Below are 26,914 nucleotides of genomic sequence, written 5' to 3'. Positions count from 1 at the left end.
GAGCCGCAGCAGCCCGGGATCCGATGCCGCGAATCGGTCCCAGATCCTTGCCCGGCCCGGCCGTGTCGCTGTGCTCACGCTGCCTTTCGTCCCCGCTCTCCGCCATGATCAGCGTGTCCAGCATGGCACGACTCGATGTTTGTGCCGCCGACCGGGGGCCCGGCCGGCCGCCTCGTGGCGGGCGCCGCGACGGGCCGAACGCCGCGAGGGGGCGAACGCTGCGACGGGCCGAACGTCGCGAGGGGCCGAACGCCGCGAGGGGGCGAACGCTGCCTGCCGCGAGGAGGGGCCCGTCGCACCACGGCTCAGCTTCGCGCGACACTGGAGGTCGACGAGTCCGACCGTTCCGGAGCCGTGCAGTCGGGCCAGGAGGTCCGGCGGCTCCTTCGGGCCCCGTTTCCCGGAGGGCACGATCCGCACAGGGGGCTCGGGGTGACCCACGGCCTTTTCGATCCTGCCGAGTTCCGGACGAGGATGACCATGCCCAGGGAGGTGCCGCGGCCGGCCGGGTCCACCCCACCGAGGACGAACATCATCGCCTGGTGCGGGAAGACGACGAACGCCTACGTGTACCCCCGCCTGGTGGGCTTCCTCGACGACCTGCCCGTCAACGCCACGGGCAAGGTCCTCAAGCGCGAACTGCGGGAGGCTGACCTGTGGGTACGGGCTGGAGCGAAGCCGTGGAGAACACCGGCCGCCCGGCGGTTCTGGGGCTGTTCGGGTACCCGACGTGGCGTGGTGGTCCATCGGGACGCCGCTCGGGCAGTCTGGGTGGCGGAGGTGATTTCTGTGGCGGACGAGGACCCGACGCGATGGACGCCGGCGGGTGGGGACGTGGGGGACAAAGTGGGAGGGGCGATCTTGGATGCCTTGTTCACACAGTCACCGGTGGGGCTGCACGTTCTCGATACGGAACTTCGGGTCGTGCGGGTCAACACCGCCACGCAGGGCATGCGCGGCGTGCCCGTCGAAAGCCTGCTCGGACTGCATTTCGCCGAGGCGTACGCCGGACTGTCCGCCCCCGACGAGGCGGAGGCGATGCTGCGTGGCGTGCTGGAAAGCGGCGTGCCCGTGCGCGAGTACCTGGTCCCCATGCGGCTGGTGACCGAACAGGGGCGGGAAAAGATCCGGTCGGTCTCGGCGTTCCGCCTGCAGGACCCGCAAGGGACGGTCCTGGGGCTGGCCGTCACGGTGGTGGACGTCACGGAGGAGGAACAGGCGCGTGCCAGGCTGCGTGTCCTGAACGCCGTGCGCGAGCGTGTGGGACGGACCCTGGACGTGATCTCCACCTGCCACGAGCTGGTGGACACCCTGGTGCCCGACTTCGCCGACGTCGCCGTGGTGGAAGTCGTGGATGCCGTGGTACGCGGCGAGGAGCCCGCGACAGGGCCCCTCGCTCAGGATGTTCCCCTGCTCCGCGCCGCGTTCCGCACCCGCGACGCCCGGCAGACACGGGCCCACCCGGTGGGCGACGTGCGGAGCCTCAATTTCGTGACCCCCTACGCGGAGGCCATGACCGATTTCCGTCCCCGCCTCGTGGCCCTGAGTCCCGCAAGCCCCTGGCTCGACGCCGACCCCGCCAGGGCCGGGGCGATCCGTACGACCGGATCGCACACACTCATCGTGGCGCCCCTGGCTCTGCGTGGAACCCCACTGGGAGTACTGAGCCTCTATCGCATCGGCGCGTCCGACCCCTACACCGAGGACGATGTCGGCCTTGCTCTCGATGTGGCCTCCCATACCGCTCTGTGCATCGACAACGCCCGCCGGTTCACCCGCGAGCACACCATCGCCGCGACGGTCCAGCGACACCAGCTTCCCCGCTGTTCCGCCTCGGACACCACCGTCGAGACCGCGCACCTGTACGTGCCCGGCGCCGACGGCGGGGGAGGCTGGTTCGACACGATCCCCTTGTCCGGCGCCCGCACGGCCCTGGTCGTCGGAGAGGTCGCCGGCCGCGGCATCCAGGCCGCCACCACCATGGGACAACTGCGCACCGTCGTCCGCTCCCTTGCCGCGCTGGACCTGCAACCCGACGAGCTCCTCGCACGCCTCAACGACACGGCGGCATTCCTGGCAGCAGAGCGCGCGACTCTGCCCGTCGGCGACCCCCTGCACCGGCAACCGCTCTCGGCGAGTTGCGTCTACGCGGTCTACGACCCGCTCAGCCGCACATGCACCTTCGCACGGGCCGGGAACACCACACCCGTGATCGTCCGCCCCGACAGCAGCACCGAGGTCCCGGACGGCGCCCCAGGCCCTGACCTGGGCGGCGCGGAAGGTCCCCCCTTCGCCGCCACGACCACCGAACTGCCCCACGGCAGCATCCTCGCCCTCTGCACCCCCACGATCCTGCCCACACCCCCCGCCCATTCCGACGCTGCCGCCGCACTCCTGTCCGACGTCCTTGCTCAACCCGGCCGGCCCCTCCAGGACCTGCGCGACGACCTCCTCTCCACCCTCCGCGGCACGGACCGCGCCGGTGACGCGGTCGTCCTCCTCGCCCGCACCCGGCCCCTTCCCGCACACTCCCTGGCCGGCTGGCTCCTCGAACACGACCCCGCAGCGGCGGCCACCGCCCGCGAACACACCCGCCGGACACTCGCAGACTGGAACGTGGACGAAGACACCGCCTACGCAGCCGAACTGATCGTCAGCGAACTCGTCACCAACGCGATCCGCTACGGTGCCCCGCCCCTGCGGCTACGCCTCATCAAGAACCGCACCCTCACCTGCGAAGTGCACGACGACGCGGCCGCTTCCCCCCGCCTGCGCCACGCCCGCACAGTCGACGAAGGGGGACGCGGTCTGTTCATCGTCGCTCAACTCGCCCAACGATGGGGTACCCGCTACACCGCGGAAGGCAAGACGGTGTGGAGCGAACAGGCCCTCCCTCTCACCTCGGAATCTTCGGCCTCTCCGGAGACTGGATGATGCCTGTGTATCTGGACCGTGTACGCACCGCGGGCGACCGGACCGGACGACGTTGCGGCGACGCACTGGACGTCGGTTGCGGGGACGGGCTATCCGCACGGAAGCTCGCCGTGAGGGCGAAGCGCGTCACAGGAGATCGACAAGTCGCCTGCGACGGTTGCTTTCACCATCCTGGACCATCCGAGTGTCAGGTGATCGGCGGAGGCGGCCGTGCGGGTCAAGTCATCGGGGGGTGCCTGCGCGCGGTGGCATAGGCCTGTCGACTCGGGGCACACGAAGTCAGGCCTGACGCCCGCTCGGTGCTGAGTGCGGTGCCAGATGCCATACATGCGACCTGTTTCTCGCGCTGTCGGTCAGCTGTCACGCGAGCTGTGTTCTGGGGAGAGGAACCATCATGATCCTTCCGGCGGAGAGGGAACTGCGCGCGGTACTGGCCCGGTTCGCGCAGACGCGTATCGATCACGATGTCTGCCCCACCGGCCGTACCAGCCGGGCGCTGGACGACGTGACGTACACGCTGTGCGTGATGACCGGGGCCCGGACGGCCGAGCAGGCTCTGCGCGCAGCGGACGCCCTGCTGGAGCGCTACAGCACCGACCGTGAGGGCGGCACGCAAGCGGACGAGACCTTGGCCGCGTAGCAGCGGCGGCTCCTCCCCGCCCGCGAGATGAGGCGCACCACCGGGACCCGTTCAAGGCGCGGTCAGGAGCGGACCTCGTCGCCGACAGCACCGCCACCGCGGGCATCCGGGTCTGCCCAGCACCGCCGATCGCGACACCCGCACCCCTCCGGACAGTCCCCAACTCTCCAACTCTCCAAGGTTCAGGCGAATTCACATGGAAGCTGATGGAGTACAGGGATGAGGACCTGATCTCTGATCACCGGCAGTCCGATCACGGAAGCACCGGGCGAAGGAGTTCGGCGGATGGCGTTCCTGGTGTCGTCGACGGCGGGGCCATGGAGAGAGTCGGTGACAACTCCTCATTCTCCCGAATCAGAGCGATCACTTGGTCACTTGCTTCGGCAGCGGACCCTGTGATGGATATCCCGGACCTGTCAGTGCCGGGGAAGCCGGCCCCGTAGAAGGCGCGGTCATCGGCTACTGCCACTGCTGAGGAATCGAATGAATATGGGCACCCATCGGAATGACCCGTACCCGGACGTGACCGCTTCGGGCGGTCTCGCGGCTGCCATGAGAGAGGTGGCGGAGCTACGCGGACGCGACATCGGGCTGTCGCCTTGGGTCACGGACGTCATCAGTATCGAAACAGACAGAGGGTTCCTGTTGGTCGATCCTGCGGCTGAGGAACGTCTGTTCCGGCTGCATGCGCACATCCCCGGGTACGCCCGGGAGATCGGTTCTACGGGGGATCTCGGATTGCTTGTGGAGGCCGTCGCGGCGTGGCGGGAAGGCACGCCCCTGGACGAGTTGAAGGAGACATTCGAGTTCATGGAGCTCGATGAATTCGCCCGTGCGATCGCAAGTGGAGAGCCCACCTCGTTGCAGTGGTCCGAGCTCCTGTCGTCCGACTTCCACCGACGACAATGGAACCTGCTGCGCCGCCTCCATGCGGATGAGGTACTGCAGAACATGTTCCCGACGATCACGCACGGTGCCGTACGCCTGCGTGTTGATCCGTTGGACGCAACGAGCCGTCAGGTTCTGGTGCATGAGTTGGACGGGGAACGTTATGAGGTCAGACGTGTCGGAGGGCCTGAGGCCGCCTGGGTCGAGGTGCCGACCGGTGACCTGATCGCCTACCTGCGAGCTGCCTTGAGCCAAGAGTGATCTCGGCAGATCGATGAAGTCGAAACCCCGCCGGGCAGCCCGTACCCGCCCGTGGCCGCGCGTCCTGGCGCGCCACGCTGCCGCCCCGGTTCGCTGCCCGTGGCCCTGGTGATCGCTCCTGCCAAGGCGGCAGCAGCGGCTCGATCAGTGCCCATAAGTTGTCGTCCACGATCCACGGCCGAGTACTCACACCCTCTGAACGGCCGCATCGTCACCTCGGTCACGCCGCACCGGAGCCAACGCTCGAGCTCTTGTCACGAGCTCCGACTTGGGCTTTGACATCGGTCTCAAGATCGTTTCCGCCGTGGTGCCGCTGTGCAGCTCAGCGCCTAGGTGGCCCGGTTCTCGCATAGCTACGGCAGACAGAATGTTCCGGAGAGCGACGGCCCGTCTGGGCTTACCGCGGTACATGCGTGCAGCTCCCCGGGGACAACACGGCCGTCCCTGCTGGAGTGGCCCAGGCCGCTGATCAAGACGGATGGCTACAGGCGTCACCTGGCCGCAGCCAGACGAGAACAGTGCCGACACCGTTGTCGGTGCCGGATGACACCATCCGGCCATGAGTGATGAGTCTTTCAACTGGCACGCGTTCCTGGGACGGTGGCAGGAGGAGTGGGTTCCGCGCGCGGACGAGGACGAGGACGGCGGGCATTCCCTCGTCCGCCCCGGCAGGCCAGCGGCGGACGAGGCCGCGATCGCTGCGGCCGAGGAGCGGCTGGGTCGGCGGCTGCCGCCCTCGTACCGGGAGTTCCTGGCCGTGAGCGACGGGTGGCACGTGGACCAGACGGCCGGGGTCTATCAGCTTGGCGGCGCCGCGGACATCGACTGGTTCCAGGATCCGTTCGGCATGACCCCGCTGTACGAGGAGAACCTGGGCGACAACCCGCGCGAGGAGGACATCCTGCTGGCCGGGATGTGGCAACGGGCGCTACGGCTGGAGACGGACTCCGACATGTCGTACGCCCTGCTCGACCCGGGCGACAGTGACCAGGACGGTGAGTGGGCGCTCTACCTCTACAAGGGCTGGGGCGGTGAACTGCCAGACCGCTACCCGTCGTTCCGCGCGTACATGGAGGCCATGTACCGCGGCTTCCACTCGGACCGAGTGGAGCGGCCCGACTTCGTGAACACGACCACGCGCGACCAGGATGCCCAGGTGGAGGAGGCCCGCCTGCTGGCCCTGCGCGGACGGTACGAGGAGGCCCTGCCCCTGCTCGAGGAAGCACTGTCCTTCGGACGGCCACGCAGCGCCGTCCTCCTGAACCAGCTCCGGCATCTGCTGGCTCCGTGCAGTTCCCGGGATTACGGCAACCTGGTGGCCGACCCGCGCTACCTGCCCGAGCTTCTGCCCGTGCATGCCATGGCGCCGGCACGCGGCGAATGGCGGCTGGGCGGGGATGACCACTGGCTCGGGATGATGACCGCCCGCGGGGCCGCCCGGAAGACCGTCGAGACCGTACTGAGCACGATGCGGGACGGCACCCACCTCTACACGCCTCCCGGTCCATGGGGCCGGGCCGTCGCCGAGGCCCGGGAATCAGCCTGCTGGGGGGCGACCGACGCCGCGTGGCGGGTGCTGCGGGACGCACTCCCGCTGTGGGAGGCTCCCGGGCCCTTGCTGATCGCCCCGATCGGCCTGCTCGCCGATCCGGTCCTGGGTCCGCTGATCACCCCGGAGCGTGGGCGGGAAATCCTCGCGACACCGCGGGCCGGGGAGCGGGGTCCCGCTCCCGAGCCGGTGCCCGACCTCGACCCGCCAGGACTCGCCTGGTTGGCGGAGCCCGCGGCGAGCCGGCGGCCGCTCGACGGATACCGCTGTGTCTGGGTGGAGGGGATCGATCCCGCCCGACTTCCCGCCCTGATCGGGGAGGAAGGCACCGGACTGAGCGCGCCCACGGATCAGCGTGAGGCGTCCTGGCGGGCGCCCCGGCCTCGAGAGCGGGAGGGCGTGGAACTCTGGGAGGACCGTGCCGTGGTCGCCGTCGGCCGCACCCCCGAAGGGTGGGCCTTCGCCTTCGACGGCCACCCCCACCACCTGAACAAGCTGTTCCTGTCCCTCGCTCCGGCTGCCTCCTCGTCCGGCCGCGTGGTGGTGGTGTGGCGCGAGCCGAGGCGCTCGTCGCCGGGTGACCACCCGGCCGCATTCCACCTGTCGGTGGCCGAACAGAGCGAGGAGCTCTACGCGTTCACCGTGCGGGGTACAGAGATCCAGCGCTCCGGCGCAATACCCGAGGCGCTGGACCCCGCACGGCTGTTCCACCCGCAGGACACCGAACTGGACAACGAGCTGCGTGTACTGGAGGCCCTGCACGCCGAGCTCGGGCTCTCGCTCCCCCGCTTCGCGCTGACCCAGGGCAGGCTCCGCACCTTCACCACCCGGTCCTGGACCCGGGCGCCACGCGCGGGCGAGGGGTTCGCCTATGCCGGCTTCGTACGGCACCGGCCCTGAGCGGGTGCGGGCCCGCACCCCCGTGGAAGGCGGGCCCGCCCGGCACACCGGCCGTGGTCTCAGCTCAGGTCGATCGCGCGGGCGCTTGCTGCGCCGACCTCTTGGGCGACCTTCGTGAGGACCGGCTGCGGCTGCGTGTCGTCCGTGGTCAGAGCCCTGTTCTCGTCTGGCTGCGGCCAGGTGACGTCCGTAGCCATCCGTGGCTGCCCCAGCCGGCGGATTCCCCGTCAAGCTCCGCAGGTTGACGTGCAACGGCCCACCCGTCAGATCGACCGATGACCGGGCTGCAGCGTTCGACGGGACCCGGTCCCTCGTCGAACGAGTCGGCCCGATGCTGCGTCCACCGGAGAGGTTGCCGTTCCGCTACTCGGTGATACCGTATAGCGATACTCGGTACCACGTAGTACCGGCAGGGCTGAGGAGCACCCGCGATGGACGACCTGACGGAGATGTTGAAGGGCACGCTCGAAGGGTGCGTGCTCGAAATCATCGGCAGCGAGGAAACCTACGGGTATGCCATCACCCGCCGGCTGAACGAGCTCGGCTTCGCCGACGTCATCGAGGGGACGGTGTACACCATCTTGCTGCGGCTGGAGAGGAACGGGCTCGTCCAGGTGACGAAACGACCATCCGGGGTCGGTCCGCCGCGCAAGTTCTACGCGCTCAACGACGCCGGGCGCGAGGAGCTCGCGAAGTTCTGGGCGAAGTGGCAGTACCTCTCCTCACGCATCGACAGGCTCAAGGAGGGCGGGAGATGAACTTCTGGGAGAAGGTCACAGGCAGCGATCTCACCAGGGAATGGAAGGCGTTCGAAGCCCGGGCCGAGGCCCTGCCGGACGACTACCGGGCGGCGTGGGGACAGATCATCGCCCACCTCTTCCCCTACGGGGACCTCACCGGCCGCAACCTGATGCCGATCCTCGACGCCGCCCTGGGGCTGCTCGAAGTAGCGGCGGCGGACGGACAGAGCGTCCACGAGGTGCTCGGCGAGGACATCCGAGGCTTCTGCGCAGCACTTGCCGGCGGAGAAGGGGCCCGGACCTATCGCGACCGGTGGCGCGAGCAGTTGAACAGGAACGTCGCGAGGAAACTGAGCAGGTTGGGAGGCTGACGTGAGCATCCAGGACATCATCGAAGGCAAGAAGCAGTGGCGGGCGCACGTGGCCCGGGTCAAGGCACTCCCGCCGGATTACCAGATCGTTTACAGGGAAATGCAGAAGTACCTGTTCAAGGTCGGGCCGGTCAGCCTGTCCGACGGGCCCCTCCTCTCTGGAATCGTCGACTTCTTCGAGGAGGGCGTCGCCGCGGGCAGGGGAGTGGTGGAACTCATCGGCATCGACGTCGCCGCGTTCTGCGACGACCTGATCAAGGACTCTCCCACCTACGCGGATGCCTACCAGGAATCGATCGGCGGGGAACCCGGCGCGGCCGGGAAGTGACAGCCGCCGGACCGGTTCGCGACCGCCGATGGAACCGGTCGCGGCGACGGGCCTTCCGCCGGTTCCGGGAGAGGACCCGATGCCCGGAACCAGCCGCCCCCAGGTGCGAGCAGTTCTCCCTTCGGCGCGCCCTCGTCCGCGGCGACCGTCCATGTCTCCATCGGCCCTCCACGGCGTGGGCAGCGGGTTACCCGCCGGGCGCCGGTGCGCGCCTTCGGGTGCCGGGCGCGGATCAGCACGGCTGGCGCCACACCCCGAGCTCCAGCTTCTTGCGCATGGAAGACAGCTTCAGTCTGCGTGACTCGGCGCAGAACGCGCTGGTCGGCTCCTTGTACTCGACATGGAAGACCGCCTTGCCCGCCGCGATGAACGGACTGAGCCGTTCGCACTCGTCGTACTGGGCGCACTCCTCGTTGACCGCGAAGTCGAAGTCGCCCAGGAGCTGCGGGATCTGCGGGAGGTCGTTCTTGAGCCCCACGGACATCCCGCGCGCGTGCGTGATCCGCGCGATCATGCGGTTGTACGCGAGCTGGTCGCGCGCGGTCAGCGGGAACCCGGTGTCGTTGCCGTACCCCTCCACCAGGTCGGGTTCCACCGCGTCGAACCCCTTGTCGCGGCACATGTCGATACGGCGTTCCATGATCGGCCGCAGGACGGACAGACGGCGGATGTCCAGCCAGCGTTCGCCCGCCCAGCCGTTGTCGGCACCCAGCACGGAGCGTGGGAAGTCGTCCCTGTCGGGCCGGAAGTTCTCCCAGGCGCCGGCGTTGAGGTAGCAGATGACCTTGCGGCCGGCGCGGTGGAGACGGGCCACGTCCGTGGCGGTGTTCTCGAAGCCGTCGATGTCGTAGACGGGCACGTCGGCCGACGGCTGGACCTCTCCGTCGAGCTGCCACTGCCAGGCCACCCCCGGGCGCGGCCGCCAGCGGCCGGGCCGGTGAAAGCGGGTGGCGGGCGGCGCGGGCGAGCCGGCCGAGGCGCTCGTGCCGCCGCCACCGGACGCCTGCCCGGTGCCGGACGGCGGTCGGTGTGTCGCGCCGGGGGAGGCGTCGCCCGGCCCGCCCGAAGAAGAGGGACGACCGACCGCGGAGGGGCGTCGTCCGTCCGAGGCCCGGTCCTTGCCGTCGGACCCCGAGCACCCCGTCAGCATCGCGGTCACCAGCAGGCCGACCAGTGTCAGACGTGTCACCGCAGGGTGTCTCATCGCTCGGCCTCGCTCAGTGCCGGCGTCAACTGTGCCCAGGGATTCGGGGGTTCGCCGGTCACGGGTCCCGAGACCGCCGCGCCGCGTTCGCGCGCGGTGCGCACGGCGAGCGGCACCAGCGCCTCGGGCACTCCGTAGACCAGATGGCAGAACCTCTCGGGCGGGTGCCGCGCGGTCCACGCCGGTCGGCTGAACGCCGACACGTACGTCGACCAGTGCCCCTCGAAGGTGACGATCAGGTCGGCGACACGGGCGTAGCCGGGAGCCGGATGGACCCCCGGGTTGAGTACGACCGTTCCGGCGCCCAGTCGGCGGGCCTCCCGCACCAGCCTTCTGCAGGCGGGGAGTTCGGCCGGGGCCGAGGTCACCCGGTCGAGGAAGCAGCCGTCGGCCGCGTACCACTCCCGGTGCCGTACGACGTCGTCCGCGACCTCCGCCCGTGGACGCGCGCCGTAGTCGGTGTCCACATATCCGAGCAGGCGCGCGCCGGCCGCCCGCAGTGCCCCGGCCGCCGCGGTGAACGCGGGGTCGGGGCTCGTGCCGGGTCCGTTCGCGGGATTGAGGACGACCGCGTACGTGTGGGTGGCGGCGGTGATCAGCCGGTGCCAGGCACCGGGATCCTCGGCCGGATGGACGTAGAGCGGAATCAGCAGACTCACGGCGCGTGGCCGCCTTCCGGGCCGATGGGCGTGTCCGCGGTCGTGGCCGCCCAGAGTGCGGCCAGTGAGTCCTCCAGGGTGTGGGACGGCCGCCAGCCCAGGGCGTCGGCGGCGGCGGTGATGTCGGAGCACTGCCACGACACCTCACCCGAGCGCGCGGATCCGCCGCCGTTCTCCTCGATCCGCCCTCGGAACCCCGCGGTGCGCGCCAGCGTCCGTACCAGCTCGCGCACCGGGACCGCCACCCCTCCACCGATGTTGAGGACACGTGGCAGCGGTCCGGCCGACGTGGCCGCGAGCGCCGCCGCCTCCGCCACGTCGCGTACGTCCACGAAATCGCGGTAGGCCGACAGGTCGCCCAGCCGGATCACCGCGTCCGGGTCCTGGCCGGCCGCACGCAGCAGCCCGGCGATCCGGCCGGGCAGCCCGGTGGCCGGCGCGCCGGGCCCCACCGGGTTGCCCACGCGCAGCACCACCGCGTCGAGTCCGGACGTGGTGACGGTGATCGTGCCGGCGAGCTTGCCTGCGCCGTAGGCGGTGACGGGTCGGGTGGCCGCCGACTCGTCCACCGCCGTCCTCGGCGTGCCGGGGCCGTACTCGGCGGCCGAGCCGAGATGGACGAGGCGGGCGGCGGGGGCCGCCTCCCGCAGCGCCGCGCACAGCACGGCGGGGCCACGGGAATTGGCCTCGGCGAGGGTCACGGCGTCGCCGTCGGTGGATCCCGCGCAGTTGATCACGGCGTCGGGCGCCACCGACGCCATGGCCTTGGCCAGCAGGTCGGTTCGGGCGGTGGCGAGGTCGACGCCCAGGTCCGCGGCGGCTGAGCGCCCGCCGCCGAGCACGCGGGTGCCCGGCAGGGCGCGCAGCCGCTCGACGACGTGACCGCCCAGATAGCCGGTGAAGCCCAGGACGAGAATGCGCATGCGGTGGTCAGGCTCCCTTGAGCAGCATCGACTTGCGGGTGGTGAACTCGGCGTTGGCCCGGTCGTAGTCGTCGGGGCGCCCTATGTCGAGCCAGTACCCGTCGAACTCGTACGCGTGCGGGGGTTTCTGAGCTCCCAGCAGGTCGAGCACCAGCTCGTCGAAGCCCAGGGGCAGGCCCGCGGTGTAGCCGTCGAGGGTCGACCTCGACAGTCCGTAGACGCCCATGGAGACGTTGTAGTCCATGCTCGGCTTCTCGGTGAACCCGACGACCCTGCTCGCGTCGGTGGTCAGTACCCCGAAGTCGATGTGCACCTTGCGGGTGTAGGTGGCGATCGTCAGCGGTGCCCCCACGGTCCGGTGGCGCCGCAGGACGTCGGCGTAGTCGAGGTCGGTGAGGATGTCGCCGTTCATCACCAGGAACGACTCGGGCAGGCGCTCGCGCATGGTGAGCAGCGGGCCCATGGTGCCGAGCGGGCTCTCCTCGGTGGCGTAGTCGACGGCCATGCCCCACTGCGAACCGTCGCCGACATAGGCGCGGATGATCTCACCGAGGTGACCGATGGCGATGGTGCAGCCGGTGAATCCGGCCGTGGCGAGCTGGCGCAGCACGATCTCGAGGATGGCGTGCTGGTCGCCGATGGGAACGAGCGGCTTGGGCAGCGCGGTGGTGTAGGGCCGCAGCCGGACGCCCTTGCCTCCCGCCAGGATCACTGCGTGCATGGGACTCCTCCTTCATGGACGTGCCGGACGGTCAGATGTTGTAGATGCCGGTCTTGTAGCGGGCGAGATTGGCCGGGTCGCGGAAGAACTCCACGGTGTGCGCGAGGCCCTGCTCCAGGTCGTGGCCGGGGCTCCAGCCGGTCGCCTCGCCCAGCCGCGTGGCGTCGGCGACCAGCCGCATCACCTCGGAGTTGGCGGGCCGGATCCGCTGGGCGTCCTCGCGCACCTCGATGGCGGTGTCCATCACCTTGCCGATCAGCGTGACCAGGTCGCCGACCGAGATCTCCCCTCCGGTACCGGCGTTGAAGGTACGGCCGACCACCCGCGCGGCGGGTGCGGTGCCGACCGCGAGGAACGCCTGCGCGGTGTCCTTGACGTAGGTGAAGTCGCGGGTGGGGCGCAGATCGCCGAGGGTGATGGTGTGCGCGCCGGCCGCCACCTGTCCGATGACGCTCGGGATCACCGCCCGCATCGACTGGCGCGGGCCGAAGGTGTTGAACGGCCGCAGTGTCACCACCGGGGTGTCGAAGCTCGCGTGGTAGCTGTCGGCGAGCCGGTCCCCTCCCGCCTTCGAAGCGGCGTACGGCGACTGGGTGTTGATGGGGTGGTCCTCGGTGATCGGCACGGTCTGCGCGGTGCCGTAGGTCTCACTGGTGGAGGTGTGCACCAGGCGCGGGATGCCGAGGGCACGCACCGCCTCCAGCACGTTGAGCGTGCCGGTGACGTTGGTGTCCACGTAGCTGTGCGGAGCCTGGTAGGAGTACGGGATGGCGATGAGGGCGGCCAAGTGGTAGACGCAGTCGGCGCCTTCGAGGAGACCGCGGACCGAGCCGGGGTCCCGGACGTCTCCGAGGACGATCTCCACCTGGTCGAGGACGTCGGAGGGCAGGGTCTCCAGCCAGCCGTAGGAGGCGAAGGAGTTGTACTGCGCCATGGCCCTCACCCGGTGCCCGGAGGCGACCAGCGCCTCGGTGAGGTGCGAGCCGATGAAACCCTCGGCTCCGGTGACGGCGGCGAGCGGTGCGGAGGTCAACGCGTGGTTCCTTCCGGTCGGTTGCGCGGATCGGTTCGAGGCGTCCTGCACGGCCCGCAGGGGCCGGATTCGTGTGGTGGTTCCGTACGACGGTGTGCTGTTCGGTGGTACGTGGTGGCGTGCGGTGGTCGGTGGTGGCGTGCGGCGGTGCGGTGGTGCGGCAGTGCGGCAGTGCGGTGGTCGGTGGTGCGTGGTGGCGTGCGGCGGCACCGACCGGGCGGGTCAGGCATGCGCGGCGGGGCGCCCGAGCAGCCGTAGCGCGCACGCCGTGAGACACAGCGCGGCCGCTCCACAGCACAGCGGCAGCACCGCCGTGCCCGGTGGCAGCGAGAAGAGGGTGAGCGCTCCGGCCGCCGCGGCTGCCGTGAGGCACACCCCCGCCGGTGTCCAGGCCACCCCGAACGCCTGGAGCAGCAGCGCCGTCCACAGCGTCGCCGCGAGCGGCAGGAGCGAGGCCGGCTCGGCACCGGTGAGGAGGGACGCGGGCAGCAGTGGAAGCAGATAGACGAGCAGACACAGCGCGAGGACGCCGGCCGAACGCCACAGGAACGCGGCAGGGGTTGCGGTCGCCCGCAGGGCCGCCACCGAAAGCCCCCGGTAGCGGTACAGCAGCCACTCGGCCGGTCCCATGCTGACGGTCAGCACGATCACGCCGTACGGATCCCGGTGGCCCTCCAGGAGGACCAGCGTCCCGGCGGCCAGCCCGAACAGTCCGTAGGGCAGCGACCGCAACAGCCGCGGACGCGTGTCGTCCACCACCGGGGCGGCCACCAGGGTGGTCCGCAGGGCCCAGCCCGCCGCGGCGACCGTGCCGAGGAGCGCCAGCAGTGGCAGCCCGGCGCGCAGCGGATTACCCGGCTCCCACCACGGCAGCACCGCGGCGCCGCCGATCAGCGGGGTGAGCGCCGCCAGCAGCAACCGCTCCCGGCCCAGCACCAACAGCACCCCGGCAGCCGCCAGATACACCGACTGCGCGGCCGCCACCAGGGTCGCCGTGCCGGCCCCTGCGAGGATCGCCCCGGCGGCCGTCGCCACCGCCGCTCCCAGGGGCGCGCCCTTGAGGAGCGTACGGCCCGCTTCCCTGCGACCCGTGGTCATCCGCAGATAGGCCCGGTGCCCCAGCGCCTGGCCCCAGGCCCAGGAGACCAGCCCGGCCAGGATCAGGACATGGGTGTGGCGGTCGGCCTGCCACAGCGGCGCGGTGAGCAGATAGGCCAGTCCGGGCAGCGCGAACAGTGCCCCGCGCAGGGCGCACCGCACATGGTCGGGGCGCCACGGGTCGGACGGCTTCGCGGGCTCGGGGAAGGTGCGCGGCACCCGCTCGAACAGTGTGGAGGCGAGCGAGAAGAGATGGGGGTGTCCGTACCGCTGCTGGATCACCTCCGCGGTCAGCCCTTCCGACTCCAGCAGCGCCGCCACCTCGTACGGGTGGACGGCGGGCCCGACCCGGTCGGCCAGTTCGGCGGCGAGCCGGTCGACCGCGTCGTGGTCCGGTCCCTGGTCCGGCAGGCGCAGGGCGAGGGTGCGGTCCTCGGCGAGGCGGAAGGACAGCGTGTCCCCTTCCGCCGCCCCGGGTTCGAGCGCCATCGGTCCGCTCATCCGGCCAGGCTCCTCTGCCGCTCGTCCGCCGTGGTGAGCTCGGCGGCGGGGTCCGCCACCCACGGGTCGCGCGTCGTGATCCGGCCGAGCGCCGACAGCTCCAGATAGATGGAGCGGAAGGTGTCGACGGTCTGGCGGAGGGTGAACTGCTCGATCACCCGCAGTCGTGCCGCCTCGCCCATCGACCGCCGTCGAGCGGGGTCGCCCAGCAGTTCCAGCGCGGCGGCGGCCATGGCGGCCGGATCGCGCGGTGGTACGACGAGACCGGTGTCGCCGACGGCCTCCCGGACGCCCCCGACGTCCGTGGAGACGGTCGCACGCCCGCAGGACATGGCCTCGATCAGGGTGAACGGAAAACCCTCGCTGATGCTGGAGAGCATGACCACGTTGCCCGCGGCGTAGGCGTCCTTGATGTCCTCGACGCGGCCCTCGAACGTGACCGCGTCCGCGTGACCGAGTTCGGCGGCGAGCGCCTCGCACCGCTCCCGGTAGCCCTCACCTCCGCGTGGTGTCCCCCCGAACAACCGCAGCCGCAGGGACGGGAGTTGGGCGCGGGCGAGAGCGAAGGCGCGGATGAGGGTCTCCAGGTCCTTGATCGGGTCGACGCGGCCGGCCCAGCTGAGGGTGGGCTCGGCCGGCTCGGGTCCGGCGGCCGGGAACGCGGCCGGGTCCACCCCGTTGTAGACGGTGCGGATCGAATCGGGGTCGGCGCCGCCCTGTTCCTCCCACAGCCGGTTGTAGCGGTTGCCCGGAGTGATCAACGCGGCCCGCCGGTAGGTCTCCTCGGCCAGCAGCCGGAAGAAGCCGAGGACGACGGCCTTGACCGGCCAGCGGTAGGGCGCCGTGCGGTATCCGAGGTAGCGCTCGCGCAGGTAGACGCCGTGCTCGGTCAGCAACAGCGGTACGCCGTGCTGTTCGAGCGCCGCCAGCCCGGGCAGGACGGCCACGCCGCCGCTGACGGCGTGCGCCACGCCGTCCTCCGGCGGCGGTACCGCCAGGGGGCGCAGCGCGTGTTCCAGCAGGGCGGTGGCGGTGATCGCGTCGTGGAGGGTCGGGCGGGCCTCGCGCACGGCCAGTCCGGGGCGGTTCCAGACCGAGGTCAGGATGGCGATCGCCCGGTCACCACGCAGGAAGGGGCTGAGCATGCCGTCCGCCGCGGCCCGCGCCATCACCTGGAGGGCGGCGCCGAACCTGTCCTCGGCGCACGGATCGAGCAGGGCGGTCAGGAACTGCTCGTACGCGGTGGCGAGGCGGTTCCGGCGGCGCCCGCGCGGCTGACGGCCGTCGGGCGCGGGTCCCCACATGGGGACGGAGACGACGCGTGTGACGTGTTCGGGGATGTCCCAGACGAGCGGTTCGCGCCCGGTGCCGGTGACGGCGACGACGTCGAAGTCGATGTCGGGCATGCCGCCGACGAGTTGGTCGCACCACACACTCACGCCACCGTGACTGTGTGGATACGTTCCTTCGGTGAGCAGGGTGACGCGCGTCGCGCCGGGGCGTCGCGCGCCGTGGTGAACGTGCATCGGTGTGCTCCACGGCCGAGGTGTGGGGTGGTCGCTCCGGTCCCGGCCGCCGAGAGAGCGGCCGGGACCTGCGGTCGGTGCGCCGTTCAGCTGTGCGGGGTGTACGGCGTCCGCCGGGTCACGCCGGACGGCACCCGGGTGTGCGGCGTGGTGCGGGTGGCGGGAACCCTGGCCGCGGGGTGGACGGTCGCGGGCATCCGTGCGGCGGCCGACGGCAGGCCGAGCGTGAGCGGCACGCCGGCCGACGCGGTCCAGCCGGACACCTCACCGGCGTACGCGGAGCCGAAGCCGCCGGCGCCGTTCGTGGTGCCCGCGGGCATGGTGGCGGTCACCGCGACGCCGGCGGGCGCCTGGACGGTGACCGCGTCGCCGATGCGGTAGGCGGTGATCTGACCGGCGGCGACCGCGGTCCTCCACGCGCCGCGGCGCTGCATCTCGGTGCCGATGTCCTTCATCCGCAGGTTCACCACCGGGGTGTTGTCCGCGAACAGGCCGGAGTAGGCGTTAAGGACGCCGTCGAGCACCGGGTAGGCGATGCGGTCCTCGGCCAGGTTCGACTGGTGGATGAAGTGCGGCTTGGGGTCGTTGGAGAGGACGTGACCGAGGTCGATCCGGGTCTCCAGCGGCACGATGTAGTCGGTGTAACCGGTGCTGGTGTCGAGCGGAGCGGGCAGGCAGGTGGAGGTGTCGGGGTGGTCCTCGCAGATGCCGCTGCCGCCCTGGGCCCGGCTGGTGTAGATCCAGTTGTACTCGTCGACCTGTTCGGCCGCGCGCCCCGCGTTGTAGAACACGTTCATCGGGTAGCGGGGCACGGTCACCGCGGGACCGACCTGACGCTGCTGCGGATCACGGGAGTTGTCGGAGGCGAGCCAGCTGACGCCGTTGTCGGCGAGTGCGGGGGCGAGGTTGGGGTTGTCCTGCGGCTGCTGCGGGGTGACCTTCAGACCGGAGTGCTCTCCGGTCACCAACTCGCTGGTGTCCAGCGGCAGTCCGGCCGTCTGTCCCCAGACGCGGTTGTTGGCGATCTCGTCCGAGATGGCGTTGCGGCTGACCCACTTGGTGCTGCCGTCGGCGTTGGTGGAGCACTTCCACGGCACGACGGTGGTGTCCTGGTCGCAGCCGAGGAAGGCGTGCGTGTAGGTGTGGTTGATCCAGCGGAACCGGTTGCGGTCGGCGATCAGTTGGTCGGCGAGGAGGTCGACGCCGTTGTTGTCCTCGCGCTGGTCGACACTGCCGGCGCCGTTGTAGGCCAGGTCGAGGGTGAAGTTCCGGCTGCTCTCCCAGGCGGTGGCGTGGTCGACGTCGGCCGGGGTCATCCGGATCGGGTGGGGGACGCCCTGCCCGGGCGTGCAGTCCACGTCGCCGGGCGTGCAGTTGAGCTGGGTGTCCCAGCGGTCGTCCGCGGCGAAGACGTCGTCCACGTGGACGGCGAAGTAGTTGCGCGAGGCGCCGAGGTGCACGCCCCCGGTCATCCACTCGACGATGCCGCGGGCCAGCAGCCGGAACTGCTGCTGGTACTGGTTGTAGACGAACGTGACGACGAGCTCGCGACGCCCGTCGTGCCGGTACTCGCCCACCAGCGAGCCCCGCGTCGACTGCCCCGGTATCGGCGCGTCGACGTACGGCGTGAAGTCCGCCCCGGCGGCGGGTGTGGACAGGTAGGCGTAACTCTCGCTCACCGTGGGGGAGTTGTCCTCGAACGGCACGGCACCGGCGAGATAGGCGAATGGACCGGCCTTGCCCGCCGTTGTGACCTGGGCCCGCACGCCGTCGAGGCTTCCGGAGTAACCGCCGCTGACCGGGTACTGGAGACCGGCCTCCGGCCGCGCGTAGGTGTAGGCGTCGACCTGCGGGATGGCGTACGACTGCTCATAGGCGGACAGTGCGGCCATCTCGGCGGAGCCGGCCGGGAACGGATTGTCGTTGGGCAGGACGACGGCCTGGAACCTGGCGCGCGGCCGGCCGTCCACCGTGTCCGCGAGGAACCCGGCGTCGATCACGGGCCGCCCGGACTGCTGGAGGTCGACCTTGGTGTACGGCGTTCCGGAGGCGTCCAGTTCGGCCGCGATGGCGTCGGTCGAAGGCCCCCCGTCGCTCACGACCAGCACCCGCAGGTCGATACGGGGCGTGGTGGTGTCGGCCCGTGCCGCGCCGGCCGGCAGGGCGAGCGAGGCGATCAGCGTGCCCACGGTGAGCGCGGTCGTGCGTATGGTCCGCTTCATGCGGCGAAGTCCCCTCCCCGGGCAGGGGTGAGTACTGCTCCACCGGAGCGGACGCACCCCCTTGCGCGACGCCGCAGCCCCCCTCAGGTGTTGGTCGTCGACGCATCCGTCGCGTCACATAGTGGTGTCTGTGTGTAGCTTTCGTGGTCATGTTGCGAAACATGACGGAAAAGCGCAGGCGTCCATTTGGTCACGCCCGTGTCCGGAACGCCCATCCGGCGGTCGTCGTGGGACCAGGGGCGCTGAGGGCCACCGCGTCCCGTGGGCTGGTGGTGACCTGAGGCGGAGCCGATGCGGAGCGGCAACGTCCGTTCGTCCGACCGCCAGTGGTTCAGACCACGTGAACTCCCCGACTCCTGACCGGAATCGAGTTGACCCAAGAGCCCGGAACGCCGGGTGGCGGCCGGTCCGCGCGTCGCGCGGACCGGCCGCCACCCGGGCTCGGTGTCCCGCGGATGCCCTGTGCGGGGCTTGATCCGACGTGGACACCGGCCCGTTGTCGGGGCCCCGTTGTCAGGAGCAGAGGACGCGGGTCTCGGGCGTGTAGGCCGGGCCACCACTGGAGTTCGTGCTGTCGCTGAACTCGGCGTAGAAGTACGAGTAGAAGCCGATGTTCCCGTTGCATCCGGAGTCGGCGGCTACCTGGAGCGTCAGAGTGACGGTCCGGCTCTGGCCGGGCGGGACGGTCGCCCCGTAGTTGGCGCCGAGGTTGGCGGGTCCGGTGCCGGAACAGGGCGTGCTGCCGGCCGCCGTGGCCAGACTGCACCCGGTGAAGCTGTACTTGAGATCGGGCCGCTGCGTGGTCAGCCACGTCGGGTCGATCGTCTGGTACACGAACCAGATGTCGTAGGTCCTGTTGTTGGTGATCGTCATCGACAGGTTCACCGTGCCACCCGGATGGGTGGTGGCGCTGTCGGTCGTGAACGTCAGGTCGGCCGGAGCCGGTTCGGCCGCGCTGGCCTGCGGGGCCAGACCGAACACGGCGAGGACAAGGGCGAAGACGGCGGCGAGACCAAGGCGTCTCATCAGAGTGGATCGCATGGGCCGGGAGGCTAGGCAAACCGCGAGCGCACCGTCTGCCCCTGGCGGCACACCGGAAGCGCCGGTCGGCCGGAAGTGTACGTCGCGTGAAGGCGGTGTAACGGTGCTGTCACACAGAGTGATCTCCCTCATCGCCGCACGACATCGAAGGTGTGGAGCGCCGGAAGGGCGAACTCGCCGCGCCTCACGATTCCATGGCGTCACCGGACGCTATTGGCGAGTACCGCGTACGCCGGGCACCGCGGAAGGATTCCTACCGGATTCCCGTCGGAGATGTTCTCGGCCAACCCATGATTTCCGGCCGGGTCACGCCCGACCCCACGCTCCGGGAGCGGCAGGACGGTCCGGCGCGGGGCCATTCGCCCGGCCTCGAGCGGCGGGCCCTTCCGGCGCGTCCGAGCCACCCGTGTCAGACCTCTGTTCCAGCGACCTACCGGCCGGTATACAAGCGATGTTGAATCTGCAAGGGCAGGGCTCTCCTGACCGTGGTGGCGCTCGGCGTGGCCGGAGCGCCGGCGACGGCTGTGATCGGGCTTGCTGTGTCAGCGACGACGGAGGAGAGTTGATGAACCATCACATGGTCCCGAGCGGCACGGCCCCACGACGGCGACACGCACCCGCGCTGGGAGCGGCCCTCGGCTGCGGCGTCCTGTTCCTCGGCGTCGTCGCGGCGTCCCCCGCCGCGGCCGACGGAGGTCACGCGCACCGGGGCGAGAAGTACGTGGCACTCGGCGACTCGTACACCTCGGGCCCTCTGATCCCGCGTCAGGTCGACGCGAACTGTGCCCGGTCCGACCAGAACTACCCCTCCCTGGTCTCGGCCGCGCGCAGGACCGGCGCCTTCACGGACGTCAGCTGCAGCGGCGCGACGACCGAGGACATGTGGAAGGCGCAGGGGACCAACGGTCCCCAGCTGAACGCGCTGGGGCGCTCCACGGATCTGGTGACGGTGCAGATCGGTGGGAACGACGTCGGCTTCAGCTCCATCATCGGCACCTGTGCCGCGCTGAGTTCGAAGGACCTGTCGGGCGACCCCTGCCGGCAGTACTACAACGCGTCGGGTCTCGACCAGCTGACCCTGAGCATCCTGCAGACGGCTCCCAAGCTGGCGCGGGTACTGCGCGCGGTCCACGACCGGGCCCCGCACGCCCGCGTGCTCGTGGTCGGCTACCCGGACCTGCTGCCCGACGACGGCAGTGGCTGCTATCCGTCCGTCCCGTTCGCCGCGGGGGACTTTCCCTACCTGCGCGACGTGGGCAAGCGGCTCAATCTGGTGATGCGCGCGGTGGCGCTGTTCAACCGCGCCGACTACGTCGACACCTACAAACCCACGATCGGGCACGACATGTGCAAGGCGCCCGCCGACCGCTGGATCGAACCGCTGAAGCCCGCCTCACCCGCCGGTCCGGCGCACCCCAACGCCAAGGGCGAGGCGGCGATGGCCCGCGCGGTCCTCGCGCAGGTGTCCAGGGGTGACGGACACCGCCACTGAACCCCCGCCGTCGGGATGTCGCGGACGCCGGCGGAATGCCCCCGCACCGCATCCGGTGCGGGGGCATCGCCGTGTCGTCCCCCACGTCGGACGGCCCAGGCGAAGCGGGGGCGCTAGAGTCCCGAGTGCTGGAGGCCACTTCGGCCGGACCTGACGCCCGTCGGCCCGGCGGTCCGTTTCCGTGATCGCGGCGGCGGTCGCCGACGACGACGTCGGACCGTGCCGTGCGGCCGCACACCGGATGCCCGTCCGTTGTCCGCGCAGTACCAGGACACCTGCTCAGCGACCTGTCGCCGGCGATGACTCTGTGGGAGATCCCTTCATGACCACGGCCAAGGACCTCTTGATCATCGCCATCGAGGTGGACACAGGCGGCCCCGTGGGACAGGGCGATCTGTCCCTCGCGCTCGCCGGGGCCGAGCTGATCGATCTCCTCGGCGCGCGGGCCGTCACCCTGACGGGCGATCGCGTCGTGCCGGCCGGGCAGACCGCGGCCGAGGACCGCCTCCTGGCCGAGGCCCTGGCGTCGCTCGTACGGCAGGTGCCGTACGAGTCGGTCGACGACTGGCTGTGGCGCAGGGGCCGTGATCTGTTCTCGGCCTATACGGCCGTCCTGGAGGAGGAAGGCCAGCTCACGCGGGAACGCCGTCGCCGGATGTCTTTCGCGGCCGCCCGGACGACGGTGGCCGATTCTGCCGCCCGCCGTCGCGCCCTGCACCGCTGGGCGGCGGACGAGCCCGTGGTACTCGCCCTCGCGGCGGCCGTCGGGATCCAGGGCGACCAGACCGCGGACGAACCGGTCGTCACCGACGACGCGGTGACGACCGTACTGGCCGCCGTCCACGACGCGGTCATGGAGCTGGAAGCCGTCCGCCAGCGCCGGTCCTTCGAGAACGCGGCGTTCGCCAACGTGTGGCGAGGAGCGTGACGCCAGGGGCCGTCCTGGGCCGAGGGGGCCAACCCAGCGGTACGCTCACCGGCCGTACGCTCACTCGGACGTCTCGGACCCGTCCCCGGACGTGCCCGCGTTCCGGCCGGAGACGCCGTCCCGTGCCGTACGGCGTGGACGGATGACCCCGGCCACCCGCTGGAACGTCCGCGTCAGCTGCTGGGGCAGCCCGCGCCCGCCCGCGTCGTCGAACCCCTCGTGGGCCCGGGACGCGGCCCCTCGGAACTCCTTGATCTCGGCCAGCGCCGCGTGCGCGAGTTCGGTCGCCTCGCGGTACTGGTCGCGCGACCTGGTCATCGCGTCGAGCGCTTCGGCGTAGGCGGCCACCAGCGCGCGGGCGCGGTCCAGCTCCTCCTCCATCGTCAGCAGCTGCCACTGCTCCCGGAGCGCGGTCACGGCCTCCTCCGCCTCGTCGGCCAGCGGCCTGGGCAGGGCGGCGTACTTTACGACCTTCTCCAGGAGCTCCGTCGGCTCCGACCCGTCGAGGAACACACTGCGCACGGTGAAGTCCTGCTCCGTGTACCCCGTCCGGGCCGGCGAGCCGGGCAGGATCACGGCGCCTCCGCGCGGCACCCGTACGCCCAGGTCGTAAAGGGCCCAGTTGACCGTCTGGAACTGGTCGGGCGCGGCCCGGTGCTCCACGACGCGGTGGCGCAGGGCCGGCGGCAGCAGGCGCGCCAGGGGGACGCGGCCGCGCTGGTCGGTCGTCATCGCCTCGTGGACGACGACGTTGATGCTCCAGCTGTGCTGCGCCGACTCCCGGAGCAGGCGGCGCAGCGCCTTGTCCTCCTGCGGAAGTGGGTTGATGTCCTGCAGGGCGAGATCGCCGACCACGTCGTGGTCCCAGCGGACCTCGTCGTTCCCGGGCCAGAACATCGTCGCGGGAGAGGGCCAGGAGAGGTCCCAGGGCCGGTCCGCCTCGGCGGCCAGCGTCCAGCGTCGCTCCTCGCCCACGTGCTCGCGTCCGTCGGTCGTGAGGCGCGCACGCACGGTGACGGTGTCGTCGACGACCCAGCGAGCTTCGTAGACGTGCGCGTCGGGCTCCGTGGAGTTCCCGGTCTCCAGGAAGTCCTGGATGGTCTCGGCGGCCTTCAGTCTCCGCAGGTTCTCGCGGAGGATCTCCTGCGGCGCGGGCCCGGCCTGGCGTCCTCTGGCCAGCCAGACGGTGTCCGGAGCGGTGGGGCGGGCGGTGGTCGACTTGGGCATGAGTCACTTTGCAGGTGGGAGGCGGCGTGCGCTCCCCAGTATGGTCGCTACGGAGGGCGGGCGGCGAGGTGAGGGTCGGGTGGATCACCGACCTCCGCTCCCGTCCCCCTGTGGCCGGTTTTCTGCCGTGCGTACATCCCTGGGCATTAAGGGCCCATATGGATGCTTGTGTCCGCTGAGTCGGCATTCGCGGACGGCGTGTTCGCGGGCGTGAGGAATCGCAAAAAAACCCTGAGGGGGAACTCAGGAGGTTCGGCTCGCGCTGCCCTGGGTCAGGGCCGGCCGGACGTCGGCCTGGCGGAGTTCGGCCAGCAGTTCGCTCTGGCCGACGAGGAGTTCGGTCAGGATGCGGCGGGCGGCACGCAGGAGTTCGGCGACATCGCCGCCGGCGAGCGCGTAACTGACGGTGGAACCCTCCCGAATGGACACCACGATCCCGGAGCGGCGCAGCACTGCCAGTTGCTGGGAGAGGCTGGAGGGTTCGATCTCGATCTCGTTGAGCAGGTCGCGCACGGGCACGGGGCCGTTCTGCAGCAGCTCCAGAACGCGGATGCGCACGGGGTGCCCGAGCATGCGGAAGAACTCGGCCTTGGCCTGGTAGAGGGGGACCTGCATGGTGATCGTTCGCTCCCTACCGCGGTTGACGGACTGGGCTCTGGCCGGCGCGGCGGCCCTGCGCGTACCGCCGCGGGCGGACGCTTGCGGACCGATGACCGATCCTCGCGTCTCCCGCCCCGCACACCCATCGGATTGGCCTGATCTGGATGTGCCCAGATGAAGAACTCTTCAATTCGTGGGCGTGCGGAGGCGTGGAGGACGCGGCTGGCTAGACCTCCAGTTCGGCCTCGATGCGCTTGAGCTGGTGGCGGGCCATGGCCAGGTTGGATTTCGCCTTGTCGAGCACGAGGTAGAGGAACAGGCCGTTCCCGTCCCGGCCCTTGAGGGGCCGGATGAGGTGGTACTGATTCGAGAGGGTGATCAGCATGTCCTCGATGTCACTCTTGAGGCCGAGGTGTTCCATGGTGCGGGTCTTGGCGCGGATGACATCGGTGTTGCCCGCGGCGGCGACCGCCAGGTCGAGGTCCTTGCCCCCTCCCAGGGTGCCCAGCGCCATGCCGCTGGTGTAGTCGACGAGAGCGGCACCCAGCGCGCCCTCGATCGACGTCATGGTCTCCTTCAAAGAGATGTCCACACTTGCCATACCGGTCTCTCCTCGCTCTGCGCGGCCCGGAATCCCCGGGCGGCTCCGTGAGCGGACCCTACGTACCGTGCGGCCCGGTCGGCCGAGTTGTTCCGGGACTGACGGAAGGAGCGGCGGAGCGGATAACAGCCTGCTCTCTTCTGATCGTTGACATGCGGTGGGTGACCGTTGCGGTACTCCTGGTGCGGCAGGTGAACCCCCCGAACAGCGGTCCCGAACACCGGTCCCGACCGTCGGCGATCTTCGCCTGCCGCGCCTGCCGCGCCTGCCGCGCCTGCCGCGCCCGCCCCGTGGCCCCCCCCGCACGCTGGAGCATCCGGCAGGTGCCTGCCGCAGCGACCGCGTCCGCGCAGATCGGCATTGCATACCAGACAATCCGTCCGAAATTGCCACCTGGGAAAGGCGCCCGCGACGCTGGTCCGCACGAGCGGCTGTGATGGTGGCGATTCCGCCACTACATTTGGTGTCATGACTGCCATCACACTGAGGATCCCCGACACCATGGACAAGCCCCTGCGGGACGCGGCGGCGGCCGCCCCCTCGCTGAACGACTACATCCTCCGGGCCGTGCGCCGGCAGATGACCCTGGACGCCGCCCGCGTACTCGCCACGCTCGAGCCCCTCGACCTCGACGGCGAGGGCGACGCCCTGTGATGATCCGCAAGGGCGACGTCTGGGACATCGACACCGGCAAGGGTGTCCGCACGGTGCTCGTCGTGAGCCTCGACGGACTCGCCGACGCCTACGGTGCCGTGGTCGTCCTCGTCCTGCATGCCCCGGCCGTGCATCCCGACACGGCCATGAGCGTGCGCCTGACGACCCCGGTCGACGCCTCGGTCGTCGCCGTCAACGTCCTTCAGCTGTCCGCGGCACGGTTCGAGACCGCCACCCCGCTCGGCACCATCGGGCCCCAGCAGCAGGAGCTCGTCGACAACGCGCTCCGGGCGGTCCTCGACCTGTGAGCGGGGCCGTCCCGGCTCCGCCGGGGCGACTCGACCCGGCGTGACCGGGGCACCTTCGAAGCACGGTCGGCAGCCGGGGCCCGCCGACGTGTGTCAGCTCCGGCTCAGCAACCTGCTCGCCCCCGCCACCACCGAAGTGGCGAGCAGCCAGCCCGCGACGATCAGCAGGACGGCCACCACCTTGTCCACTCCGGCCGGATCCCAGGCGGTCCGCTGGCCGAGGCCGGCGACAGGGACGATCAGGTCGAGGGTGTAGAGCACGGGGTCCCAGTTCCGCTGCGTCCCGCCCTTGACCGGCGGCGGCGCGTGCGTGGCGAACCACGCGGAGCCCGCCCCCACCAGGACGATCAGCCAGACCAGGGCGCGCCCTGGCGCATACCCGTAGCCGAACAGCGCGTCCTGGACGGCGCCCCAGACGCGGGCGGGCAGCCGTTCCGACCGCCGAGTCCGGCGCTCGCGGGCGCGCCGGACGACCCGCGCGGACCGTTCGTCGCCGGTGCGCTGGTAGGACAGCGCAAGCTGTTCGAAAGAACCGGCGGTGGCCGCGCCGTCCCTGGCCAGCCAGGTCAGCCGTTCCTTCACCCCGACAGGTTCGACCGACCCGAGCCGGTCGTAGGTGAGCCCCTCCACGTCGAGCGCGCCCTCGGCCGGCCAGCTGCCCGGGGCATCCACGTACGAGCCGATCCGCGCGTCGCGAAGCACGACCGCGCCCGCCGGGTTCGTACGGAAATCCACGCGCAGGCGGGCCGTGCGCAGCCGGGTGAGGATCGCGGCACCAGCAGGGGCGCCGAGCACGGCGTCATGAAAGGTGACGATGCCGGCGACCTCGGCGCTGCGCAGGCGAACAGGTCCCGAGCAGCTGAAACCCCAGTCGGCGTAGAAGCCACCGTCGCAGCGCAGACCCGTGGCGTCGATCGCGGTCACCGAGGCGCCCTCGAAGAGCAACGAGTGACTGACCTGCCCGTCCCTGAGGTAGAGGCCGCCGGACGACTCCAGGCCGCTCGCGCGCAGTGAGTCACCGACCGTGACGCGTGGGGCGAACAGCGCCCACGGGCCGGGGCCGCCCAGCACCGCCCGTTCGAGGACGAGTGCGCCGTCCACGTGCGCGGCCACCAGGCGCAGCGGTGCGGTGGTCAGTTCCTCGGACACCCGACGTGCGGCCGGCACCCGGTCGCCGTCCGTACGGAAGTCGACGAACGGAGTCGCAGCGGTGGCGGCTCCGATCCGCGCTTCGCGCAGCACCAGGTCCCCGCGCACCCGCAGCCCGTCGGCGAGGAGAGTGGTCACCCGACTACCGCTGAGGTCTAGGGAGTTGACGACAGCGCCGGACAACCGGATCTCTCCGTCGAAGACGCAGTTCACGAACTCCAGGTGGGCATCGAGAACGGCCTGGCGCAGATCCACGGTCCCCGTGCACCGTGCCCCGGCGATGAGGACGCGCTGGGTGCGCGCGGCAGCACGCAGCACGTACGCGGCGAAGCGGACACCGTCGATCTCCCGACCCCGCGCGACGTCCCGGCGCAGACCGCGCACCCCACCGTGACCGGATGTCATCCGCCCTCAAT

At 70.8% G+C, this 26,914-nt stretch carries 25 protein-coding genes; 11 read left to right on the top strand and 14 right to left on the bottom strand.

Going from position 1 to position 26,914, the window contains the following annotated elements; all coding sequences use genetic code 11:
• The first annotated feature begins 480 nt into the window (after nucleotides 1-480).
• The 4 genes from OG199_RS02325 (at nucleotide 481) to OG199_RS02310 (ending at nucleotide 7,172) form a co-directional block, all read left to right on the top strand.
• A complete protein-coding gene (locus tag OG199_RS02325; protein ID WP_405827613.1) occupies nucleotides 481-2,934 on the top strand; it encodes a SpoIIE family protein phosphatase in 2,454 nt (817 codons plus the stop codon).
• 394 nt (nucleotides 2,935-3,328) lie between these two features.
• The gene (locus OG199_RS02320) at nucleotides 3,329-3,574 is read left to right on the top strand and encodes a DUF5133 domain-containing protein (RefSeq protein ID WP_405827611.1); all 246 of its coding nucleotides are present in this window, start codon (nucleotides 3,329-3,331) and stop codon (nucleotides 3,572-3,574) included.
• A 483-nt stretch (nucleotides 3,575-4,057) separates the two neighbouring features.
• Nucleotides 4,058-4,723, top strand: coding sequence for a hypothetical protein (locus OG199_RS02315; RefSeq protein ID WP_356809691.1), 666 nt, complete (start codon nucleotides 4,058-4,060; stop codon nucleotides 4,721-4,723).
• Between the two features lie 559 nt (nucleotides 4,724-5,282).
• Nucleotides 5,283-7,172 carry an SMI1/KNR4 family protein gene (locus tag OG199_RS02310; protein ID WP_405827609.1) on the top strand — a complete coding sequence of 630 codons (1,890 nt, stop codon included), beginning with the start codon at nucleotides 5,283-5,285 and terminating at the stop codon, nucleotides 7,170-7,172.
• Between the two features lie 59 nt (nucleotides 7,173-7,231).
• On the opposite strand, the gene OG199_RS02305 is transcribed toward OG199_RS02310, so the two are convergent.
• Complete coding sequence (locus OG199_RS02305) at nucleotides 7,232-7,369, bottom strand: hypothetical protein (protein WP_405827607.1); 138 nt, start codon at nucleotides 7,367-7,369, stop codon at nucleotides 7,232-7,234.
• 234 nt (nucleotides 7,370-7,603) lie between these two features.
• Between OG199_RS02305 and OG199_RS02300 the strand changes: the two genes are divergently transcribed.
• The 3 genes from OG199_RS02300 to OG199_RS02290 are packed head-to-tail and all read left to right on the top strand — an operon-like array spanning nucleotide 7,604 to nucleotide 8,611.
• Nucleotides 7,604-7,930, top strand: a complete 327-nt coding sequence (locus tag OG199_RS02300) for a PadR family transcriptional regulator (protein ID WP_356806770.1) — start codon at nucleotides 7,604-7,606, stop codon at nucleotides 7,928-7,930.
• On the top strand, nucleotides 7,927-8,283 hold the full coding sequence (locus OG199_RS02295) for a DUF1048 domain-containing protein (protein WP_405827605.1): 357 nt from the start codon (nucleotides 7,927-7,929) through the stop codon (nucleotides 8,281-8,283). Before OG199_RS02300 ends, OG199_RS02295 begins: the two co-directional genes overlap by 4 nt.
• Nucleotide 8,284: 1 nt before the next feature.
• Nucleotides 8,285-8,611 carry a DUF1048 domain-containing protein gene (locus tag OG199_RS02290; RefSeq protein WP_356806766.1) on the top strand — a complete coding sequence of 109 codons (327 nt, stop codon included), beginning with the start codon at nucleotides 8,285-8,287 and terminating at the stop codon, nucleotides 8,609-8,611.
• A gap of 232 nt (nucleotides 8,612-8,843) precedes the next feature.
• Here OG199_RS02290 and OG199_RS02285 read toward each other — a convergent pair whose 3' ends face one another.
• From OG199_RS02285 to OG199_RS02245, 9 genes are all read right to left on the bottom strand, one after another.
• Nucleotides 8,844-9,815 (bottom strand): endo alpha-1,4 polygalactosaminidase, encoded by a 972-nt coding sequence (locus tag OG199_RS02285; RefSeq protein ID WP_405827603.1) that lies wholly within the window; start codon nucleotides 9,813-9,815, stop codon nucleotides 8,844-8,846.
• Entirely contained in the window at nucleotides 9,812-10,474 is a 663-nt protein-coding gene (locus OG199_RS02280) for a spherulation-specific family 4 protein (protein WP_266707201.1), read from the bottom strand. Before OG199_RS02280 ends, OG199_RS02285 begins: the two co-directional genes overlap by 4 nt.
• Nucleotides 10,471-11,397 carry an NAD-dependent epimerase/dehydratase family protein gene (locus OG199_RS02275; RefSeq protein WP_405827600.1) on the bottom strand — a complete coding sequence of 309 codons (927 nt, stop codon included), beginning with the start codon at nucleotides 11,395-11,397 and terminating at the stop codon, nucleotides 10,471-10,473. The genes OG199_RS02280 and OG199_RS02275 overlap by 4 nt, the downstream gene beginning before the upstream one ends.
• A gap of 7 nt (nucleotides 11,398-11,404) precedes the next feature.
• Complete coding sequence (locus OG199_RS02270) at nucleotides 11,405-12,118, bottom strand: sugar phosphate nucleotidyltransferase (protein WP_356806761.1); 714 nt, start codon at nucleotides 12,116-12,118, stop codon at nucleotides 11,405-11,407.
• Between the two features lie 31 nt (nucleotides 12,119-12,149).
• Nucleotides 12,150-13,151 (bottom strand): SDR family NAD(P)-dependent oxidoreductase, encoded by a 1,002-nt coding sequence (locus tag OG199_RS02265; RefSeq protein WP_401804641.1) that lies wholly within the window; start codon nucleotides 13,149-13,151, stop codon nucleotides 12,150-12,152.
• 222 nt (nucleotides 13,152-13,373) lie between these two features.
• Complete coding sequence (locus OG199_RS02260) at nucleotides 13,374-14,750, bottom strand: hypothetical protein (protein WP_401804644.1); 1,377 nt, start codon at nucleotides 14,748-14,750, stop codon at nucleotides 13,374-13,376.
• Complete coding sequence (gene pelF, locus OG199_RS02255; RefSeq protein ID WP_405827597.1) at nucleotides 14,747-16,276, bottom strand: GT4 family glycosyltransferase PelF; 1,530 nt, start codon at nucleotides 16,274-16,276, stop codon at nucleotides 14,747-14,749. Before pelF ends, OG199_RS02260 begins: the two co-directional genes overlap by 4 nt.
• Before the next feature lie 86 nt (nucleotides 16,277-16,362).
• Nucleotides 16,363-18,498 carry a hypothetical protein gene (locus OG199_RS02250; RefSeq protein WP_405827595.1) on the bottom strand — a complete coding sequence of 712 codons (2,136 nt, stop codon included), beginning with the start codon at nucleotides 18,496-18,498 and terminating at the stop codon, nucleotides 16,363-16,365.
• A gap of 513 nt (nucleotides 18,499-19,011) precedes the next feature.
• Entirely contained in the window at nucleotides 19,012-19,539 is a 528-nt protein-coding gene (locus tag OG199_RS02245; RefSeq protein ID WP_405827593.1) for a hypothetical protein, read from the bottom strand.
• Nucleotides 19,540-20,104: 565 nt separating this feature from the next.
• On the opposite strand from OG199_RS02245, the gene OG199_RS02240 reads away from it, so the two are divergent.
• Nucleotides 20,105-21,031 carry an SGNH/GDSL hydrolase family protein gene (locus tag OG199_RS02240; protein WP_405827592.1) on the top strand — a complete coding sequence of 309 codons (927 nt, stop codon included), beginning with the start codon at nucleotides 20,105-20,107 and terminating at the stop codon, nucleotides 21,029-21,031.
• 322 nt (nucleotides 21,032-21,353) lie between these two features.
• Nucleotides 21,354-21,959 (top strand): GPP34 family phosphoprotein, encoded by a 606-nt coding sequence (locus tag OG199_RS02235; RefSeq protein WP_356806697.1) that lies wholly within the window; start codon nucleotides 21,354-21,356, stop codon nucleotides 21,957-21,959.
• Between the two features lie 60 nt (nucleotides 21,960-22,019).
• Here the strand turns inward: OG199_RS02235 and OG199_RS02230 are convergent, their stop codons facing one another.
• The 3 genes from OG199_RS02230 to OG199_RS02220 all read right to left on the bottom strand — a co-directional run bounded on the left by OG199_RS02230 (nucleotide 22,020) and on the right by OG199_RS02220 (nucleotide 24,387).
• The gene (locus tag OG199_RS02230; protein ID WP_405827590.1) at nucleotides 22,020-23,186 is read right to left on the bottom strand and encodes a hypothetical protein; all 1,167 of its coding nucleotides are present in this window, start codon (nucleotides 23,184-23,186) and stop codon (nucleotides 22,020-22,022) included.
• Nucleotides 23,187-23,429: 243 nt separating this feature from the next.
• Entirely contained in the window at nucleotides 23,430-23,801 is a 372-nt protein-coding gene (locus OG199_RS02225; protein ID WP_356806701.1) for a metalloregulator ArsR/SmtB family transcription factor, read from the bottom strand.
• A 211-nt stretch (nucleotides 23,802-24,012) separates the two neighbouring features.
• Nucleotides 24,013-24,387 (bottom strand): hypothetical protein, encoded by a 375-nt coding sequence (locus tag OG199_RS02220; RefSeq protein WP_356806702.1) that lies wholly within the window; start codon nucleotides 24,385-24,387, stop codon nucleotides 24,013-24,015.
• A gap of 468 nt (nucleotides 24,388-24,855) precedes the next feature.
• Here OG199_RS02220 and OG199_RS02215 point away from each other — a divergent pair, with 468 nt between their 5' ends.
• Together OG199_RS02215 and OG199_RS02210 are read left to right on the top strand one after the other, a co-directional pair.
• A complete protein-coding gene (locus OG199_RS02215) occupies nucleotides 24,856-25,041 on the top strand; it encodes a hypothetical protein (RefSeq protein WP_356806704.1) in 186 nt (61 codons plus the stop codon).
• Nucleotides 25,041-25,349: a type II toxin-antitoxin system PemK/MazF family toxin gene (locus OG199_RS02210; RefSeq protein ID WP_405834395.1), complete on the top strand. Its 309-nt coding sequence runs from the start codon at nucleotides 25,041-25,043 to the stop codon at nucleotides 25,347-25,349. Before OG199_RS02215 ends, OG199_RS02210 begins: the two co-directional genes overlap by 1 nt.
• A 93-nt stretch (nucleotides 25,350-25,442) precedes the next feature.
• Here OG199_RS02210 and OG199_RS02205 read toward each other — a convergent pair whose 3' ends face one another.
• Entirely contained in the window at nucleotides 25,443-26,903 is a 1,461-nt protein-coding gene (locus tag OG199_RS02205) for a hypothetical protein (protein ID WP_405827587.1), read from the bottom strand.
• Nucleotides 26,904-26,914 lie beyond the last annotated feature (11 nt).

Source organism: Streptomyces sp. NBC_01176 (assembly GCF_045039825.1).
GTDB lineage: Bacteria > Actinomycetota > Actinomycetes > Streptomycetales > Streptomycetaceae > Streptomyces.
Note: the sequence above shows the minus strand (reverse complement) of the source record. Positions and strands in the feature narration are given on the sequence as shown.

Bases quoted from the DNA above. Each gene is read 5' to 3' on its own strand.
- OG199_RS02325 (WP_405827613.1), top strand. From the start codon at position 481: ATGCCCAGGGAGGTGCCGCGGCCGGCCGGGTCCACCCCACCGAGGACG.
- OG199_RS02320 (WP_405827611.1), top strand. From the start codon at position 3,329: ATGATCCTTCCGGCGGAGAGGGAACTGCGCGCGGTACTGGCCCGGTTC.
- OG199_RS02315 (WP_356809691.1), top strand. From the start codon at position 4,058: ATGAATATGGGCACCCATCGGAATGACCCGTACCCGGACGTGACCGCT.
- OG199_RS02310 (WP_405827609.1), top strand. From the start codon at position 5,283: ATGAGTGATGAGTCTTTCAACTGGCACGCGTTCCTGGGACGGTGGCAG.
- OG199_RS02305 (WP_405827607.1), bottom strand. From the start codon at position 7,369: ATGGCTACGGACGTCACCTGGCCGCAGCCAGACGAGAACAGGGCTCTG.
- OG199_RS02300 (WP_356806770.1), top strand. From the start codon at position 7,604: ATGGACGACCTGACGGAGATGTTGAAGGGCACGCTCGAAGGGTGCGTG.
- OG199_RS02295 (WP_405827605.1), top strand. From the start codon at position 7,927: ATGAACTTCTGGGAGAAGGTCACAGGCAGCGATCTCACCAGGGAATGG.
- OG199_RS02285 (WP_405827603.1), bottom strand. From the start codon at position 9,815: ATGAGACACCCTGCGGTGACACGTCTGACACTGGTCGGCCTGCTGGTG.
- OG199_RS02275 (WP_405827600.1), bottom strand. From the start codon at position 11,397: ATGCGCATTCTCGTCCTGGGCTTCACCGGCTATCTGGGCGGTCACGTC.
- OG199_RS02270 (WP_356806761.1), bottom strand. From the start codon at position 12,118: ATGCACGCAGTGATCCTGGCGGGAGGCAAGGGCGTCCGGCTGCGGCCC.
- OG199_RS02260 (WP_401804644.1), bottom strand. From the start codon at position 14,750: ATGAGCGGACCGATGGCGCTCGAACCCGGGGCGGCGGAAGGGGACACG.
- pelF (WP_405827597.1), bottom strand. From the start codon at position 16,276: ATGCACGTTCACCACGGCGCGCGACGCCCCGGCGCGACGCGCGTCACC.
- OG199_RS02250 (WP_405827595.1), bottom strand. From the start codon at position 18,498: ATGAAGCGGACCATACGCACGACCGCGCTCACCGTGGGCACGCTGATC.
- OG199_RS02245 (WP_405827593.1), bottom strand. From the start codon at position 19,539: ATGCGATCCACTCTGATGAGACGCCTTGGTCTCGCCGCCGTCTTCGCC.
- OG199_RS02240 (WP_405827592.1), top strand. From the start codon at position 20,105: ATGAACCATCACATGGTCCCGAGCGGCACGGCCCCACGACGGCGACAC.
- OG199_RS02235 (WP_356806697.1), top strand. From the start codon at position 21,354: ATGACCACGGCCAAGGACCTCTTGATCATCGCCATCGAGGTGGACACA.
- OG199_RS02230 (WP_405827590.1), bottom strand. From the start codon at position 23,186: ATGCCCAAGTCGACCACCGCCCGCCCCACCGCTCCGGACACCGTCTGG.
- OG199_RS02225 (WP_356806701.1), bottom strand. From the start codon at position 23,801: ATGCAGGTCCCCCTCTACCAGGCCAAGGCCGAGTTCTTCCGCATGCTC.
- OG199_RS02220 (WP_356806702.1), bottom strand. From the start codon at position 24,387: ATGGCAAGTGTGGACATCTCTTTGAAGGAGACCATGACGTCGATCGAG.
- OG199_RS02215 (WP_356806704.1), top strand. From the start codon at position 24,856: ATGACTGCCATCACACTGAGGATCCCCGACACCATGGACAAGCCCCTG.
- OG199_RS02210 (WP_405834395.1), top strand. From the start codon at position 25,041: ATGATCCGCAAGGGCGACGTCTGGGACATCGACACCGGCAAGGGTGTC.
- OG199_RS02205 (WP_405827587.1), bottom strand. From the start codon at position 26,903: ATGACATCCGGTCACGGTGGGGTGCGCGGTCTGCGCCGGGACGTCGCG.